Consider the following 15,405-nt stretch of genomic DNA (forward strand, 5'->3'; position numbering starts at 1 on the left):
TTTATACAAACTGGCCGCTCGACTGTTTACAATATAGTCACAATATTGGCGCCAATATTTGGCGCCTAAAAATTGTCGCAATGATCACAGGACTTTAGCGGACGAGCCGCGCTGGCACGGCGATTGCTAACCCCCTCGCGCAGGACAACGCGAAGGATGGAGCTGGCGTTGAGCGATGTACGCGGACTCTCGCTGGATCTGAAAGGCATCGGCCACGCCTTCGGCGCGACCGTTGCGCTGGACGAGATCGATCTCACCGTTGCGGCCGGTGAGTTGATCGCCCTCCTCGGTCCGTCCGGCTGCGGCAAGACCACGATGCTCCAGATCATCGCGGGCTTCCTGCGTCCGTCTCGGGGCGAGGTGCGCTTCGACGGCGCGCGGGTCGAGCATATTCCGGCCAATCGCCGCCGCATCGGCATGGTGTTTCAGAACTATGCGCTGTTTCCGCATCTGACTGTGTTCGAAAACGTCGCCTATGGCCTGCGGGCGCGCAAGACGGCAAAGGACGTGGTCGCGGCGAAGGTCGAGCAGATGCTCGGCCTCGCCCAGATGGCGTCGTTCGCGCGAAGGCTGCCCGGAGAGCTCTCCGGCGGACAGCAGCAGCGCGTCGCGCTGGCGCGGGCGCTTGCGATCGATCCGGGCCTCGTCCTGCTCGACGAACCGTTCTCGGCGCTCGACAAGAATCTGCGCCTCGACATGCAGATCGAGATCAAGAGCCTGCTGAAGACCTTTGGCGTCACCTCCATCATCGTCACGCACGACCAGGAGGAGGCGCTGTCGATGGCCGACCGCATCGTCGTGCTGAACAAGGGACGCATCGAGCAGATCGACAGCCCGGACGCGCTCTACGACCGCCCGGCGAGCCTGTTCATCTCGAGCTTCATCGGCCACACCAATCTCCTGCGCGGCACCGTCACCGACGCCGATCGCGTGCAGCTGGACGCCGGGCCCGAGATCGATCTCGGCCATTCGGCTCAGCGCCGGCGCGGCACGCCGGTGACGATCTCGGTCCGGCCCGAAAACATCACGTTCGGCGCCGAACGGCCCGGCGCCATCCCCGTCACGATCCGCGCCACCGTGCCGCTCGGCGCCGTCAGCGTCACCGAGGGCGTCACGGCGAGCGGCGAAGCCGTGAAGGTCAGCCAGGCCCGAGCCGCCGGCCTCGCAAAAGCGCAGGCCGGGGAGACAGCCTGGCTCGCGATCTCCGATGTCTCGCGCGTCAGCATCTTCAGCACGCCGGTCGACGACGTTTCCAAGCATCAGCAAAGGAGTGTTTGACATGAGCCTATCCCGGAGATCGCTGCTCACCACAGGCTCGGCCGCGCTGGCGGCAGCCAGTCTCGGATGGCCGACATCATCACGCGCGGCCCCCTCGATCGTGGCAACGACCTATCCCGGCAGTTTCGACGAAGCCTTCCGCTCGGTGGTCGGGCCGGCCTTCAAGAAGTCCAGCGACGGCGGTGTGACCTTTACGCCCCTGCTCGGCGTCGACCAGATCGGCAAGATCCAGGCATCGCGCAACACGCCCCCCTTCGACGTCGTGCTGTTCGACGAGGGACCGCTGATCCCGGCGATCGCGAGCGGCGTGCTGGAGAAATTTCCGGTCGAGCAGTCGAAGTCATATGCCGACATCCCCAGCGTATTCCGCCATCCCGACGGCTACGCCCCTGTCATCACCGCGCAATTGATCGGCATCGCCTACAATCCGAAGAAGATCACGACGCCGCCGACCTCGTGGGAGGATCTCTGGAGACCGGAATACAAGGGCCGCGTCGGCATCACCGGGCTCGGCTCGAGCCTCGGCACCGCCTTCATGGTCGAGATCGCGAAGCTGAACGGCGGCTCCGAGACCAATATCGAGCCGGCCTTCGAGGCCATGAAGAAGCTGCTGCCCAACGTCGGTGCGATCGCGGCGTCGCCCGGCGCGCTGGCTGCGCTGTTCCAGCAGGGCGAGATCGATATCGCCTTCAATTTCTGGAACAACGTGGCACTGCTCGCCGCCAAGGGCGTCGACATCGCCTTCGCCAAGCCGAAATCCGGCGCGGTCGTGATCCGCACCAGCGCCCAGATCGTCAAGAACAACCAGGATCCGAAGGCGGTGCTGGACTATCTCGACACGGTCATGTCGGTCGAAACGCAGAAAGGCCTCGAGGCGGCGCCCTGGATGATGATGCCGACCAACGGCAAGGTGGCGCTGACCGGCGCCAATCTCACGGTCGCCAAGAGCCTCGACGATCTCATTGCCAGCAATGTGCTGCTCGACTGGACCAAGTTCCAGCCGCTGCGCGGCGAATGGATCACCCGCTTCAGCAAGGAAGTGAAGATCTAAATGACGCCGGCAAGCACGACTGCATCACGACAAATGCTGCCGGTGATCCCACTGGCGGCGTTGTTCCTGGCCGCCTTCGTGCTGCCACTGATCGCGCTTGTCGCGATCAGCCTGTTCCGTACGCCACAATTCGCAGAGCTGTCGCTGGCGCAGTATCTGCGCTTCTTCTCGGACCCGTTCAGCATCAAGGTGCTGACGGACACGCTTTGGCTGGGGGCGGAGGTCGCACTGGCGACGCTGATCCTCGCCTACCCGCTCGCACTCGTTTACGCCGCGAGCGGCCAGCTCATGCGTACCTTGATCACGTTCCTGATCATGCTGCCGCTCCTGACCAGCACGGTGGTGCGCACCTTCGCCTGGATCGTTCTCCTCGGCCGCGACGGCATCATCAACACGGCGATGCTGTCGCTCGGGCTGTGGCAGGCCCCGGCTCGCTTGCTTTACACTTGGGAGGGCATGGTTCTGGCGCTGACCCAGATCCAGCTTCCCCTGATGGCGCTGCCCGTCATCAACAGCCTGCTGCGGCTCGACGGCAATCTCACGCGCGCGGCGGAAGGGTTGGGCGCAAGCCGCGCCCGCGTCTTCATCACCATCATCCTGCCGCTGACGCTGCCGGGCGCCATCGCCGGCTGGCTGCTCGTCTTCGCTGCCGCTGCGACCGCCTTCATCACCCAGACGCTGGTCGGCGGCGGGCGCATTATCCTGATGCCATCCTATATTTACCAACAGGCGGTCGGCGTGCAGGACTGGCCGTTCTCGGCGGCACTGTCGCTGATTTTCACGCTGGCCGTGACCGGCATCGTCTTTGCCATCGGCGCGCTGTCGCGCCGCTACGTGCGAGGCGTCGATGCAGCGTAGCCTCATTGATCGCGTCTACTCCGGCATCATTGGCGCCATCACCGGCTTCGGGTTGCTGCTGCTGCTGGCACCGACGCTTGTCGTGCTGATCATTTCCTTCACCGGTGGCGTCACGCTGAAATTCCCGCCGCCGAGCTGGTCACTGCGCTGGTATGTCGAGCTGCTGCAATCGCAGGAAATCGTCGAGCCCGCGTTAACGAGTCTCAAGGTCGCAGCGGCGGCGACAGTCCTTTCCGCAGTGCTGGGCGGCGCGGCGGCACTCGGACTGGCACGGAGCCGGTTGAAGATCGCGCGCGTCCTTGACGCCCTGTTCATGTCGCCGATGGTGCTGCCGGCGATGGCCTTCGGCCTGTCGCTGCTGCTGGTCTTCAACCTGCTCGGCATCCGCCTGTCGGCGGCGACGCTGGTGCTCGGCCACACCATCATCTGCGTGCCCTTCGTCATCCGGATGGTCGGCGCCTCGGTGCAGCAGCTCAATCCGGTGCTGATCACCTGCTCGCTCAGCCTGGGTGCCAGCCGCTGGTACACCTTCCGGCGCGTCACGCTGCCGCTGATCCGCCGCGGCATCGTCGCGAGCTGCTTCGTCGCGTTCCTCACCTCCTTCGACAATGTTCCGGTGTCGCTGTTCCTCGCCGATGCACGGACCGAGGTCCTGCCGATCAAGCTCTGGGCGATCCTCGAAGGCAGCCTCGACGTGCGCGTCGCCGCCGTCTCCGGCGTGATCGTGCTGCTGACCCTGGCCGGCCTCGTCTGCGCCGAGATCTTCGGAGGCGTCAGCCGCCAGATCGGGAGCCGCTGATCATGCCGATCGAACGCGATCTTCGCGGATATGGCCGGGCCCGTCCCGATATCGTCTGGCCGAACGGCGCCCGCGTCGCGGTCTCGCTGGTGGTGAATTTCGAGGAAGGCGCCGAGCTCGCGATCGAGCAAGGCGATGCGGAGACGGAGCACTACGGCGAGGTCGCCTCGACATCGCCGCCGGGCGTGCGCGATCTCGTGCAGGAACAGGTGTTCGACTATGGCATGCGCGCCGGCCTGTGGCGATTCCTCGACGCCTTCACTGAGGCCAAGATCCGTTCCACCTTCATGATGTGCGGCCGCGCCGTCGAGCGCGTACCGGACCTTGCCCGCGCCGTGGTCGAGGCCGGGCACGAGCCGGCGGTGCATGGCTGGCGCTGGCTGCCGCACGCGCTCTATGGGCATGCCGAGACGGAACGTCGTGACATTGAGAAGGCGCGCGACGTCATCGCCCGCGCGACCGGTCTCACACCGGTCGGCTTCATGTCGCGCGGCAGTCAGAGCGCATGGACGCGCGATATCCTGATCGGGCTCGACTTCGCCTACGATTCCAACGCGCTCGACGACGATTTGCCCTATTGGAGCCTGTCGCCACAGGGAGCGATGCTGGTTCTGCCCTATGGCTTCGACACCAACGACATGAAGTTCTTCCACCCGAATGGCTTTGTGCAGCCGGAGGATTTTTCAAACTATGTCAGCGCCGCACTCACCACGCTGGTCGAGGAGGCAGAGCGCGGCCGCTCCGCGATGCTGTCGGTCGGATTTCATCTGCGCATTTGCGGCCGCCCGGCGCGCTTCCGCGCCGTGAAGACCATTCTGGCCGAGCTGGCGCGGCTGGAGGGTCGGGTCTGGGTCGCAACACGCGCCGACATCGCGGCGCATTTTCGCAAAGTCGCGCGCTAGGCCGCTCGACTGCGGCACGAGGCCGGTGGCCATGCCGGTCTCCGCGGTCGCGTCGGTGACGCCGCAGATGTTTTGCCCCGCAATTCCGCAGGAGATCTGCCTGCAGGCTACTTCCGAGATACGAACCCTTCCAATCTAGAACACCTCGACATCGCCACTCCGAACGTTGACTTGGAAGGGTCGCTGGCGGAACGATCGGCGCAGATCATCCGCGCCAGCTCTGCCGCGCGCGCAGCCAAAGGCCAGAGGCTCAATGCATCAATCGACACATACCAGACCCCTCGACCTTCCTGCGCTGAGCGCAGCGGAGCGACTCTTCATCTGGGGCTTCAGGGCGAAGGCACGCCGCGGAGGCGCCGTTCCGACCGCGGCCGACATCAAGGAGGTATACGACCATTTCCGCGTGGGCGACGCCGTGCCCTCGCTGGAGTCCATCATCGAGATCTTCGCCTGCACGGCCCATACGGCCATCGAAGTGCATTGCCCGACTTGTCCACGCATGTCGGACAGCGAGCACGGACTTCTGCGTGCCATCGCCGCTGCGCAGCAGGAACGGATCGAGGTCGCCCGCGAGCAGTGCGAGTGCTGGCTGCCGCCCGTCGGCGCCGACTGGGCGCTTGCGCCGGTCCAGGGGCTTGCAACGATCTTCCGCATAGCCGGTCTCATCCTGCCCGACCGGCAGGTGCGGTCTTTCGACCAAGATCGGATGATGGCGATGAAGAGCTGGCTGGTCGGAAGCCCCACGCTGCACTGAACGGGAACATTCATGATGCAGGATGCATGCGATTCCGTTGCAGTCCCGGACGCCGGCCAGCTCTGTCCGCTCAAGGCTGCGTTTGCGGCGCCACGAGGCGTCGAAGGCTACGATGACTTCTGCCGCATCGCGCTGTCGCTGTGCCGGTTCATCGGAGCGGCCTACGCCACCGGCGCTTCCGATTGCTGGGAAGCGGCCTATCGCTTCGCGGACGAGGCACCCGGCGTTGCCGACAGCCCGCTGCTGGTCGCACGGGCTGCCGCACTCGTCAGAATCCTGCGCAGCGGCCGGCCGTGCGAGCTGTGCTTCATGCCGCCGTCCTGCCGGCGCCTGTCGAAGGACGAAACCGAGTTGATGCGGCTGCTGGCGGCAGCGCGCCGCAAGCAGCCGGGCGAGCTCGAATCCGCCGTCTGCCAATTCGTCGGCAATGAGAACGAGATTGCGACCACGCGGGCAGTCAACGCGCTGGCGTTCTGTTGACGCTTTGACGGGTTCCAGTCGCATCTGGAGCGGCCTTGCGCTAGCATGTCGCCATGGAGGCGCAGTGCTCGATGCCCTCCATGAAACCTCCAGACGATCCCAGCGCAACCACCGCTGGGATCGTCGTTCTGGATGGCGCCGCACGATAGCGGCGGATCGCGCTAGTTGCCCGCAACGCACGCCTCCATGATGCCGTCGAGCTCCTTCTTCGAGAGCACCCCAAGCTCGGCGATGAAGACGATCCGCGTCCGTGCCGCGCCCGCTGCAGGCGCATCGCCCGGTGCGAGCGTGGCGCGACCGCCGGCGAACTGAAACACCATCGGGCGTCCGGGCTGCTCGATGCTCTCGAACAGTCCCTTGGCGCGCGCCAGCTTCGGCGCCAGTCGGTTGATGGCCTGCTGCAAGCGGGGCAGCGAAACCGGCTTGTCGGAGGTCCAGCTCAGCGTCTCGAAGCGCTCCTCTGCCGGTCGCCGCGGGCCCACTTCGCGCGGCACGGGCGGGCGATCGACGTCCGCGGGAAACAGCAGCGCGGCAGGAATCTCGCCATGCTGCGCATCGACCACGACGGCGGGAATACGCAGCGCGCGGATGGCCGCGCGCATGCGCGCTCCCGCGTCTGCGTCGGCCAGATCCAGCTTGCTGAGCGCCACGATATCGGCGACCCGCAATTGCGAACGCTGGAGCGCGTCGTCGAGGGCCGCGGGCGGTGCCGTCGCGTCCATCACGCAGAGCACCGTCTCCAGCCGCGCCTCGCGCAGGATCACCGGGTCCATCAGATTGCGGACGATGTCGGCGGGATCGGCGACGCCGCTGGTCTCGATGACGATATACTCAGGCTTGGGATCACGCCGCAGCAGCGTCGAGAGCGTGCGCAACAGATCACCCTCGAGCGAGCAGCAGATGCAGCCATTGGCAAGGCTGACCACGCCGTCGCTGGCGCCCGCGATCAGCTCCGCATCGATGTTGATCGCGCCGAAATCGTTGACCACGGCGGCGATCCGCCGCCCCTCCGCATGCGCCAGCAGATGGTTGACGACCGTGGTCTTGCCGGCCCCCAAAAAACCCGTCACCAGGAGAATGGGGACCGGCATGGGTCAGCCCTCCACGACGGGGCGGCGCACCGGCTTACCGGGCCGTGCCGCCACATCCAGCACGCCGTCGGAGATCAGCGGCTGGCCGCTGACCACGAGATGCCGCACGCCTTCCGACGGTCGGTTCATCGCGGTGAAGGTCGCACGGTCCGAGAGCTTCTCGTAATCGAACACGACGATGTCGGCATCCGCGTCCTTCGCGAGCCGGCCCTTGGCGCGCATCGCGGGCGTGCTCTGCGACAAGATCTCCGCCGGGATAAGCGCGCATTTGCGCACGCCTTCCAGCAGCGACACGGTCTTGCGCTCGCGCACCCATTCGCGGATGAATTTCGTGAAGCAGCCGGCCGAGCGCGGATGCGAGGTGGCATCATCCGGCAGCGGCCAGGCATCGCCGGTATAGGCGCTGCCGTCGGACAGCGTCCACGGCATCGCATCGGAGGCGATGGCGCCGCCGGGATACAGTACCGACATGTCAAGCAGGTCGCGATGATGCGCATTGTTCTCGGTGTCGAGGATGTGCCAGAGCACCAGCGACGACGGCTCCTCGGCCTGCGCCTTGAGCAATTCCTCGCGATCGTGGAAGCGATAGCCATCGGTGACGCGCTGCACGGAATCGTAGCCGGTGCCGTTGCGCTCTACGAACTCGGGATCGCTGAAAAAGGCGGCGGCCAGCACGGTCGAGCCGGTGCCGTAAGGATAGGCCTCGACCGTGATCGGCAGACCCTGCGCCTGCGCCTTCTCGATCAGCACGCGGCAACGCTCGACGTCGGTCTTGCTCGACGAGTTGAAATGGCAGATGTGCATGTGTGCGCCGGTGGCGCCGGCATAGCCGATCAGGCGGATATAGGCTTCCGCCGCGCTCTCGGGGTCGATGCGCGACATGAAGGCGACGTGGGTGAAGGTCGGTACGTCCTTGGCGGCAGCCAACTGGCACACCGCGGTCAATTCCTGCACGCCGGCGCCCGGCGCGTAGGCGTTCAGGATACCGATACCGATGCCGCCTTCGTCGAGGCCGCGGGCGAGGCGCTCGAGAACACCGGCGACCTCCGCATCGGTCGCGACGTTGTCGATCCAGCGCCGGTCGCGCATGGCGTTGCCGAATGCCTCCAGCGAACTCTCCGCATTGGAGCCTGTCATCGCGCCGATGCGGGCAAAGGCCCAATTGGTGGCGGCGCCGTAGTTCAGCACGCGGCCTTTCCGCGCCTGGCGCTCGTACCACGACCCGACCGGCAGCACGCCGGCCTCGAGATCGAGCGTCGTCGTCACGCCGTCGAACGCCTGCATGCGGTCGGCCGGGATCGATTGGCCGTGGGCATGCAGGTCGATGAAGCCGGGCGCCACCACGAGCCCGGTCGCGTCGATCACCCGCTCGGCGCCGCCGAGGCCCGTGCCGACGGCGGCGATCCTGCCGTCCACCACCGCCACATCCCCGATGGCATCCATCCCGCTCGCGGGATCCACCACCCGGCCACCAGAGATCACCAAGCCACTCATGTCAAAACTCCAAGAAGTTGAAAGCCAGAGCCCCCGAAGGCCCGGCAGCTTCGGAGGACGAGAGCGGCCGCGTCGCGCACCGTCCCGACGCGCATGATGCAGATTTTTGCGGGAACGACCACCGCCGCGGATGCCGATGCTGCATGCGTGTTGGCTGCGCGGCAATGCCGGATCGCGCGGCTCGATGCAGTCTCGGGTTGCATGCCGGGCGATGCCGAGCTATGGGATGCGGATAAATTCATTTTCTGGAGGCGATCATGTCTACGACTGCACGCTTCCCGGGTTCGCCGCGCGATATTTAGCGCGTCCGTCCGGGATCGATTCCCGGATGAGATCACAAGACCTCATATCAGATCGAATCAACGCGGCCTGTTGGCGCGCGATTGTGAACCTGTGTCATGACGATCAATGTCCTGCCGGCCCCCTACCAGGTGGCCGGGCGTTCCGAGCTGCTCGAACGGCGGCTTCGGCGCTATCATTCGCGCGTCCAGGTCGCGGTGCGCGCGCTGGCCGTGCGGCACCCGCGCCTGGCTGACCTTGCCGCGAGCTTTCCTGCGTTGCTGTTCGCGCTCGCCGTTCCGCGAGCACGGCTCGATCCCGCACGCGCGATCGCGGGCGTGATCGATGGCGTCGCCCTCGCGCAGGTCGCGGTGTTCGCCGATCTGCCCCTGTGGCTGCGCAAGCTGCCGCCCGAGGCATTCGTGCGTCCGATCCCGCGCTTGCCTGACGGTGAGCTGTTTCGCCGGCAGATCGCCAACCACCTTCCGCGCTCTCCGAAAATGGCACCGACATGGCTTCAGCTCGTGTCCGAGGCCGCCGAGCTCGCGCACGAGCCGATGGCCGCGTGGATCGCGCGCGAGTATGTTCGCGCGCCGCGGCGGGTGAATCCTGCGCGATTGCGGCACCTCTGTCTTTGGGTGTGGTTTTCCAGCGAACCCGCGACGTCCGGACATCGGTTGATCGAAAGACCGTGGAGCCCGGACATGCGGATCGATGCCGCCCGTTCGGCCGCGCACGATTGGCGGACAATCGCGACCTTGCATGTGAACCTCGGCCGTCTGCCGATCGCCGACATGTGGCTGCGAGCCGGCCATGTCGCGGGCTACGAATTCGTGCCGCTGGATTCCATGGCTGCCATCGCTGAAGAGGCGAAAGCGATGAGAAATTGCCTCAACTCCTATGGCCCGAACCTCGTACACAACCGTTCTCGAATCTGGAGCATGCGAAAGGATGGCGAACGGGTCGCAACGCTGCGAATCGCTCGTCGCTATCGCGATCCGCTGCCGAACATCGTCGAGCTCAAGGCAGCCGGCAACGGCGATGTCTCGCGCGAGCAGTGGTGGGCGGCGCGTCAATGGCTGCACATGCATGCCCTTCCGGAGATCGACATGGGACAACGCGAGTGGGGAGCGACACCGCTCGACCGCGAAAGCTGGGTGTCGCTGTGGCGGCCATACTGGCTCGCCAAGCGCCGGATCCCGGACTGGCTGCCGTTGGCCCCATCGCGCGACGCGCTCGAAGCGTCTGTGAGTTGAAATGGTGCGTGGCGAAATCCATCGCTGTCAGATCGACATGCGTTCGCATCCTCGCGGCGTGATCTGCCCGAGTCATGCGGTTCGCCTCACCCTCGCGGAAAGAAAGGGCGCAGGGAAGACCGGGCGCCGGCCGGCACCCATAAGACCCCCATGCTGAACGAATGCACGCGCAACGCACAGGGGAAACACAGGGCAGCCGAAACCAGGCCTTCCCTGCGCGATGGTTTGACGGCCTATGCCGTGCTCTCCCGGGAGCCGAGTTCCTTCTGGCCTCCCTCGCCTCGACGAAATTCACGGCACCGCGCCGGTTGACGCGCGTGACGCCTTCGCCAGGGCTTGACCGTAGCAACGACGGCCAGGACCACACGGTTTCGCCGTACGCAGGCCATCCGGCTTCGCCGAGAGGCTCCGCCGGACATGGGCGCCGTCCGTCTTCGCGGTCCGCGCCATGCTCACGAGGTTCATCCCGCCCTGCACGCAACAAACCGCCTTTGACGCCGCCCGCGTCCACCGCAACCCGGCCCGCGTTCGTGACGACGTACGACCGCCCCTTTCGTGGACCGGGATGGCCGACACATACGACAAATCCGAATTTCGGTAAAGTGGAATATTTTCGTGATGAGGGATTGACAGCGGTTCCGGCTGGTTTGCCCGACAATCGATCCTCGCTCCGTGCCCGCTCGTCCGGTGTGCTGCGTTCGGCTCCGGAATTCGCCACACCGTTCGGAGGTCCCGCTCTAGCGGCCACGGACGCCGTGACGAATGCGTCCCACCGCTAGCGGCTCCGCCGTCTTCTCGCCCGCATTGTCATTCAGGGAGTTGGGCGGGGCGGCTTACGGTGGGCAAAGTTCCCAAAGGTTCCGTGTGATCGTCCGACGTCTTCTGCAACGCGACTCCCGTCATCCTGTTTCACGCCGCGCCCTCCTCGGCGGACTGGTGTCGGCCGGGAGTGCCCTTGCGCTCGGTGGATGCGCCGGCCTGGGCGCGACCGGCGCACGCTTTGACGCGTCGTCCCTCTCCGCCGATCCCACGCTGCTTGTCGCCACCACGCGCAAGCCCGTGAATGGCGGTCGTACGAAACCGTGGTTCGGGCCGGAGCGCGCGACGAGCATGACGGTCGCGCGGGCCAGGCTGGTCGCCCCGGACGAGAGCCGTCTTTCTCTCGCCTCCGTCGGACTCGGGGATTGGCGTCTTGATCGGATCGAACCGGTGTCGGCCGACGCCGGCGATCTCGCCGCGCAGGCCGGCGGAGGAGACGTGCTGATCTATGTGCACGGCTTCAAGCAGACATTCGAGACCGCGGTGCTGGATGCCGCCCATCTCTCCGATGGGATCAAGTTCCGCGGCCGGACCATGGCGTTTTCCTGGCCCTCCAGGGCAGGGTTGTTCGACTATGCCTATGACCGCGACAGCGCGATGTGGTCCCGCGACGATTTCGAACGCGTGCTCTCGGCGCTCGTGTCGGCCCCAGGCGGCGGCCGCGTGCACATCGTTGCGCACAGCATGGGAACCATGCTGACGCTCGAAAGCCTGCGTCAGCTCTATGGGCGATACGGCGATACGGTCACGAGCAAGATCGGCGCGGTGGTGTTTGCCGCGCCCGACATCGACATGGACGTGTTCTCGTCGGCGGTCCAGCGCATCGGCCCGCTGGCCGGCAAGATCACCGTGATTGCCGCGACGAACGATCGCGCACTGGCGCTGTCCGGACAGATCGCAGGCGGAATGACGAGGGTCGGCGCGGCCGAAAAGGCCGCCATCGCGCGGCTCGGTGTGCGCGTGGTCGATGCCTCGCAGGAAGGCTGGGGCATCATCAACCACGACCTGTTCCTGTCGAATGCGGAAGTGCAGCGCGTGATCCGCCGCTCGATCGACGGCACGACGGCGTGAGAGAGCGGCCGTGCCGCATGAGATTCATGCCTTGCAATCGATGACGCCCAAGCGAGGTCAATTACGACGGCAATCTTTGCTCGGCGATGATCCGCACGGGTGGAAAGACGACGCAGTCCGCCACGTCGAACAGCACTTCAATGCTGCGATCAAAGGCCCGCGCAAAGGCCATCGCATCATCGCGCCGTTGATCGGCAACGGCAGTGCCGAGCGTGCAATGGGGCGTCCAGGCGCCAGGCCGGTAATGAGGACGACAATGTGCTGGATCGATTGCCGCGCTGATGGCGCCGTGGATGCGAACCAGGGTTTCGTCGACCTCCGGCTCGGCCCAGAGGACGAGCGGAGAGCCTTCGAACCAGCAAATTCGTTTGAACGCGATCCGCAGTTGCGTCTCGCCGGCAATGGCTGCCTGCATCACGTCCCACGCAGCCTTCTCGTCAGCCCGAGGCGAGTCGTAGATGGCAAATGTTAAATGCGGCCGATACCTTAGGGCGCGCATCGAGGGCTCGACCTCGAACGCGGCAACCTGATCCCACAGCCGCTCGATCTCGCCTGCTGAATCGTTATCGGCCCGGATATTGATCGCCAATGCCAAAGGCTCACCCAAGGGGCGGAACAATCGCTTGCGGTGACAGTGCACTTAATTGCCATTTCCATAAAGAGCTGGCTGCATGGGTTCGCCGATATCGAGTAGCGAACGACGGAATTGAATGCACTGTCACCGTAATGGAAGCTAGGACGGACTGTGACCCGGGAAGCTTTGCGGAGCAATGTGATAGCGAGGCACGAGCGCGATACATCGCGCTATGCGGGCCGACTGCTTAGTCATAATACTGAATTGCCAACAAGGCTGGATTTAGTGCATAAATCCTTACACGCGGGCCGGGTAGGCATCAAACCTCATGAAGAGAACGTCCGAGCCAGACCTTTTGGAGAGCGGAATCTACACGATTCCGGAGGTCGCCGAGCTTGTACAGGCGCCGCAGGACGTGGTCCGCGTCTGGGTCGAAGGGCATACCGGCAAACAGGTGGCTGTAATTGACAACCAGCTTGGCCGCGTTGGCGGCAAAGTGGCTGTTAGCTTCACCAACCTTATGGAGTTGCGCTTCGTCGCAACCTTTGCCAGCGCGGGCGTTGGCCTTCGCGAGATACGAAAGATCATGGACGAGGTGAAGGAGACGCTAGAGCACCCTCACCCCTTCGCAACGCACACAATATTCAAGACTGACGGCAAGAAGATCGTTGCCGAGATTGCGCAGCGAAACGGCGTAAGCATCTACGACCTTCGCACCAAGAATTTCGAGATGTTAGCCGTCGTTATGAAGTCGTTGAAGGATGACGTTACGTACGACCCGCAAGGGGACGCCATCTGGTGGCGGCCGCGACCGCGGATTGCACCCAACGTTATTGTACATCCGCATTTTTCATTTGGCCGTCCGGTGTTGCGAGCAAGCCGCATTCCAACGTCAACATTGGCGCAATCGGTCAAAGTCGAAGGCAGCGCGGCCTTCGTCGCCGATATATTTGAAGTGCCCGAGCGACAGGTACGTGAAGCTGTTAAATTTGAGCAAGAATTGCGAAAGGCCGCTTGAAGATAGCCTTTGACGAGAACGTTCCGATTGCGATGGTGAAAGTCTTCCAGACGTTCGCCAATGAGCGGCAATTGAGAAAGAAGGTCGGCTCCTTCGAGATAACAAGCGCGACGGAGTACACGCCCAAGCCAAGCGATGGAGATTATGTAAGAAAGAACGACGCGCCATGGATTAAACGATTCGCCGTGGCAGGCGGAAAGGTGATCATCTCAGGCGATACCGAGATGAGATATGTACCGCATGAAAGGCTGGCGCTAATTCAGGCTGGAATGCTCGTATTCTTTTTCGACGGCAAGTGGAGTCAGTGGGACTTCTTTCGAAAGTGCTCGCTCCTCATTCATCATTGGCCTGCCATCGCCTCCCGGATCAAGCGCGGCAAGGCTCCAGCGTTTTGGCATATTCCGTTGAGTTGGCACGAGAAGGCTAAGCTGCGCAAGGTATCCACGGACGATCCGAAGAAGCTAAAAATCGAGCGGAGGGCAAAGCCGCAACGCCCGGCTCGCAAACGTCCTCCTGCTACGAAGACCCCAGAGCTTGCAACTGCGCGGGAGCTCACATTGTTGGATCTGATGGTCGCCCCCAAAAACGAGGTCAGGTAATGGCAACGTTCATCATCGACTGCCCGCGTTGTAAAGCAAAGGTGGCCGCAGAACAGCACGGCTTCGTCAGATACTGCGACAACGATTTTGGGATGGAAAGCAAGGTGGTGCTTGGTAGATGCCCCAGCTGCACTACGGCTGTCGTCGGGCGGGCGGACGAGATCGGTTTTAGGAGTGATGAAGAAGATGGCGAACACGTCGTGTTCTCTGACGTCGTGCGAGTCTATCCCGATCCGCCAAGGAGGTTCACAAGCGGTCGCATACCGAGAGCCCTGAACCAGTCGCTCGGTGAAGCTGACAAATCCTTCCAGGCAGGAGCCAATATTGCCGCTTGTGTAATGCTCGGCCGCGCGTTGGAAGCCCTTTGTCGTGATTTGCTCAAGGATGAGACCAGAGAAACCGCGCAAAAAAGAGAAGAAGCTAGTCCTGCTGAGGTCAAACCACCAAGGCGCGTCATGCTCGGGCGTGGCATTCGAGAGCTTCGAGACCGTAAGTTCATCGACGAACGGCTCTACGATTGGAGCATGAGCCTTCAAGCTATGCGAAACCTTGCCGCCCACCCCGAGGACATCAATGTGTCCAGGCAAGATGTGGAGGACCTAAGAGCTTTCGTCTACGCGATTACTGAGTACGTCTACGATCTCACGGACCGCTACAATGAATTCAAGGAACGAGAGGCTGAGAGCAAGAAGCCTCGACCTACGGCGGCGCAAATGTTTTCCGGCGTGCTCAGCAAGCTCCCTCCACAAAGCTCATGACGAGCGGGTTTGACCTCAAGGGGGAGCATCATGGCGAAGCAAGCTAAAATCAGCGCGGGCAAGAAGGCTGCGCAGACGCGTAAGAGGCGGACCGCAGGCAAGAAAGCGGCGCAAACCCGCAAAAGACGAGCAGCTGGCGCGAAGGCCGCCGTGACCCGGAAGCGTCGCGAAGCTGCCTTGAAGGCTTGGCGAACGCGGCGACGTAACGCGAAGAAGCGTTGAGTGTGAGGACCGCCTCCGATGACCGTAGCAGACGACATCCTAAACGAGGTGCGGCGCAAAGGCGGCCACACGGAAGACGACTTGGCTGCGCTGATCTTCGGT

Annotated in this window: 15 protein-coding genes; 12 read left to right on the top strand and 3 right to left on the bottom strand. The window is 64.0% G+C overall.

All coding sequences use genetic code 11. From position 1 onward, the window contains the following. Window positions 1-156: 156 nt before the first annotated feature. From ABIA42_RS26515 to ABIA42_RS26545, 7 genes are all read left to right on the top strand, one after another. Window positions 157-1,278, top strand: coding sequence for an ABC transporter ATP-binding protein (locus ABIA42_RS26515; protein ID WP_370119590.1), 1,122 nt, complete (start codon window positions 157-159; stop codon window positions 1,276-1,278). A gap of 1 nt (window position 1,279) precedes the next feature. Continuing rightward, on the top strand, window positions 1,280-2,329 hold the full coding sequence (locus ABIA42_RS26520) for an ABC transporter substrate-binding protein (protein ID WP_370119587.1): 1,050 nt from the start codon (window positions 1,280-1,282) through the stop codon (window positions 2,327-2,329). Further along, on the top strand, window positions 2,330-3,187 hold the full coding sequence (locus ABIA42_RS26525) for an ABC transporter permease (protein WP_370119584.1): 858 nt from the start codon (window positions 2,330-2,332) through the stop codon (window positions 3,185-3,187). Further along, on the top strand, window positions 3,177-3,986 hold the full coding sequence (locus ABIA42_RS26530) for an ABC transporter permease (RefSeq protein WP_271527767.1): 810 nt from the start codon (window positions 3,177-3,179) through the stop codon (window positions 3,984-3,986). Before ABIA42_RS26525 ends, ABIA42_RS26530 begins: the two co-directional genes overlap by 11 nt. 2 nt (window positions 3,987-3,988) lie before the next feature. Continuing rightward, window positions 3,989-4,888: a polysaccharide deacetylase family protein gene (locus ABIA42_RS26535; RefSeq protein WP_271527768.1), complete on the top strand. Its 900-nt coding sequence runs from the start codon at window positions 3,989-3,991 to the stop codon at window positions 4,886-4,888. 253 nt (window positions 4,889-5,141) lie between these two features. Beyond that, window positions 5,142-5,642 (top strand): hypothetical protein, encoded by a 501-nt coding sequence (locus tag ABIA42_RS26540; RefSeq protein ID WP_370119579.1) that lies wholly within the window; start codon window positions 5,142-5,144, stop codon window positions 5,640-5,642. Window positions 5,643-5,654: 12 nt separating this feature from the next. Next, the gene (locus ABIA42_RS26545) at window positions 5,655-6,122 is read left to right on the top strand and encodes a hypothetical protein (protein ID WP_370119576.1); all 468 of its coding nucleotides are present in this window, start codon (window positions 5,655-5,657) and stop codon (window positions 6,120-6,122) included. A 161-nt stretch (window positions 6,123-6,283) separates the two neighbouring features. Here the strand turns inward: ABIA42_RS26545 and ABIA42_RS26550 are convergent, their stop codons facing one another. Together ABIA42_RS26550 and ABIA42_RS26555 are read right to left on the bottom strand one after the other, a co-directional pair. Beyond that, window positions 6,284-7,213 (bottom strand): GTP-binding protein, encoded by a 930-nt coding sequence (locus tag ABIA42_RS26550; RefSeq protein ID WP_370119573.1) that lies wholly within the window; start codon window positions 7,211-7,213, stop codon window positions 6,284-6,286. 3 nt (window positions 7,214-7,216) lie between these two features. Continuing rightward, entirely contained in the window at window positions 7,217-8,707 is a 1,491-nt protein-coding gene (locus tag ABIA42_RS26555) for an amidohydrolase family protein (protein WP_370119570.1), read from the bottom strand. A gap of 398 nt (window positions 8,708-9,105) precedes the next feature. On the opposite strand from ABIA42_RS26555, the gene ABIA42_RS26560 reads away from it, so the two are divergent. Continuing rightward, complete coding sequence (locus ABIA42_RS26560; RefSeq protein WP_370157171.1) at window positions 9,106-10,242, top strand: hypothetical protein; 1,137 nt, start codon at window positions 9,106-9,108, stop codon at window positions 10,240-10,242. 864 nt (window positions 10,243-11,106) lie between these two features. Next, window positions 11,107-12,132 carry an alpha/beta hydrolase gene (locus ABIA42_RS26565; protein ID WP_370119564.1) on the top strand — a complete coding sequence of 342 codons (1,026 nt, stop codon included), beginning with the start codon at window positions 11,107-11,109 and terminating at the stop codon, window positions 12,130-12,132. Window positions 12,133-12,193: 61 nt separating this feature from the next. Here the strand turns inward: ABIA42_RS26565 and ABIA42_RS26570 are convergent, their stop codons facing one another. After that, a complete protein-coding gene (locus ABIA42_RS26570) occupies window positions 12,194-12,721 on the bottom strand; it encodes a 2'-5' RNA ligase family protein (RefSeq protein ID WP_370119561.1) in 528 nt (175 codons plus the stop codon). 313 nt (window positions 12,722-13,034) lie between these two features. Here ABIA42_RS26570 and ABIA42_RS26575 point away from each other — a divergent pair, with 313 nt between their 5' ends. Genes ABIA42_RS26575 through ABIA42_RS26585 form a run of 3 tightly spaced genes read left to right on the top strand, consistent with a single transcriptional unit; the run spans window position 13,035 to window position 15,081 of the window. After that, entirely contained in the window at window positions 13,035-13,724 is a 690-nt protein-coding gene (locus ABIA42_RS26575) for a hypothetical protein (RefSeq protein WP_370119558.1), read from the top strand. Further along, window positions 13,721-14,323, top strand: coding sequence for a hypothetical protein (locus ABIA42_RS26580; RefSeq protein ID WP_370119555.1), 603 nt, complete (start codon window positions 13,721-13,723; stop codon window positions 14,321-14,323). Before ABIA42_RS26575 ends, ABIA42_RS26580 begins: the two co-directional genes overlap by 4 nt. After that, window positions 14,323-15,081: a DUF4145 domain-containing protein gene (locus ABIA42_RS26585; RefSeq protein ID WP_370119553.1), complete on the top strand. Its 759-nt coding sequence runs from the start codon at window positions 14,323-14,325 to the stop codon at window positions 15,079-15,081. Before ABIA42_RS26580 ends, ABIA42_RS26585 begins: the two co-directional genes overlap by 1 nt. The last annotated feature ends 324 nt before the right edge of the window (window positions 15,082-15,405 follow it).

It is taken from the genome of Bradyrhizobium sp. USDA 327 (genome assembly GCF_041262065.1).
GTDB classification, from domain to species: Bacteria; Pseudomonadota; Alphaproteobacteria; order Rhizobiales; family Xanthobacteraceae; genus Bradyrhizobium; species Bradyrhizobium liaoningense.

Excerpts from the sequence above, each read along its gene's own strand:
- ABIA42_RS26515 (WP_370119590.1), top strand. The coding sequence starts at position 157 with ATGGAGCTGGCGTTGAGCGATGTACGCGGACTCTCGCTGGATCTGAAA.
- ABIA42_RS26520 (WP_370119587.1), top strand. The coding sequence starts at position 1,280 with ATGAGCCTATCCCGGAGATCGCTGCTCACCACAGGCTCGGCCGCGCTG.
- ABIA42_RS26525 (WP_370119584.1), top strand. The coding sequence starts at position 2,330 with ATGACGCCGGCAAGCACGACTGCATCACGACAAATGCTGCCGGTGATC.
- ABIA42_RS26530 (WP_271527767.1), top strand. The coding sequence starts at position 3,177 with ATGCAGCGTAGCCTCATTGATCGCGTCTACTCCGGCATCATTGGCGCC.
- ABIA42_RS26535 (WP_271527768.1), top strand. The coding sequence starts at position 3,989 with ATGCCGATCGAACGCGATCTTCGCGGATATGGCCGGGCCCGTCCCGAT.
- ABIA42_RS26540 (WP_370119579.1), top strand. The coding sequence starts at position 5,142 with ATGCATCAATCGACACATACCAGACCCCTCGACCTTCCTGCGCTGAGC.
- ABIA42_RS26545 (WP_370119576.1), top strand. The coding sequence starts at position 5,655 with ATGATGCAGGATGCATGCGATTCCGTTGCAGTCCCGGACGCCGGCCAG.
- ABIA42_RS26550 (WP_370119573.1), bottom strand. The coding sequence starts at position 7,213 with ATGCCGGTCCCCATTCTCCTGGTGACGGGTTTTTTGGGGGCCGGCAAG.
- ABIA42_RS26555 (WP_370119570.1), bottom strand. The coding sequence starts at position 8,707 with ATGAGTGGCTTGGTGATCTCTGGTGGCCGGGTGGTGGATCCCGCGAGC.
- ABIA42_RS26560 (WP_370157171.1), top strand. The coding sequence starts at position 9,106 with ATGACGATCAATGTCCTGCCGGCCCCCTACCAGGTGGCCGGGCGTTCC.
- ABIA42_RS26575 (WP_370119558.1), top strand. The coding sequence starts at position 13,035 with ATGAAGAGAACGTCCGAGCCAGACCTTTTGGAGAGCGGAATCTACACG.
- ABIA42_RS26585 (WP_370119553.1), top strand. The coding sequence starts at position 14,323 with ATGGCAACGTTCATCATCGACTGCCCGCGTTGTAAAGCAAAGGTGGCC.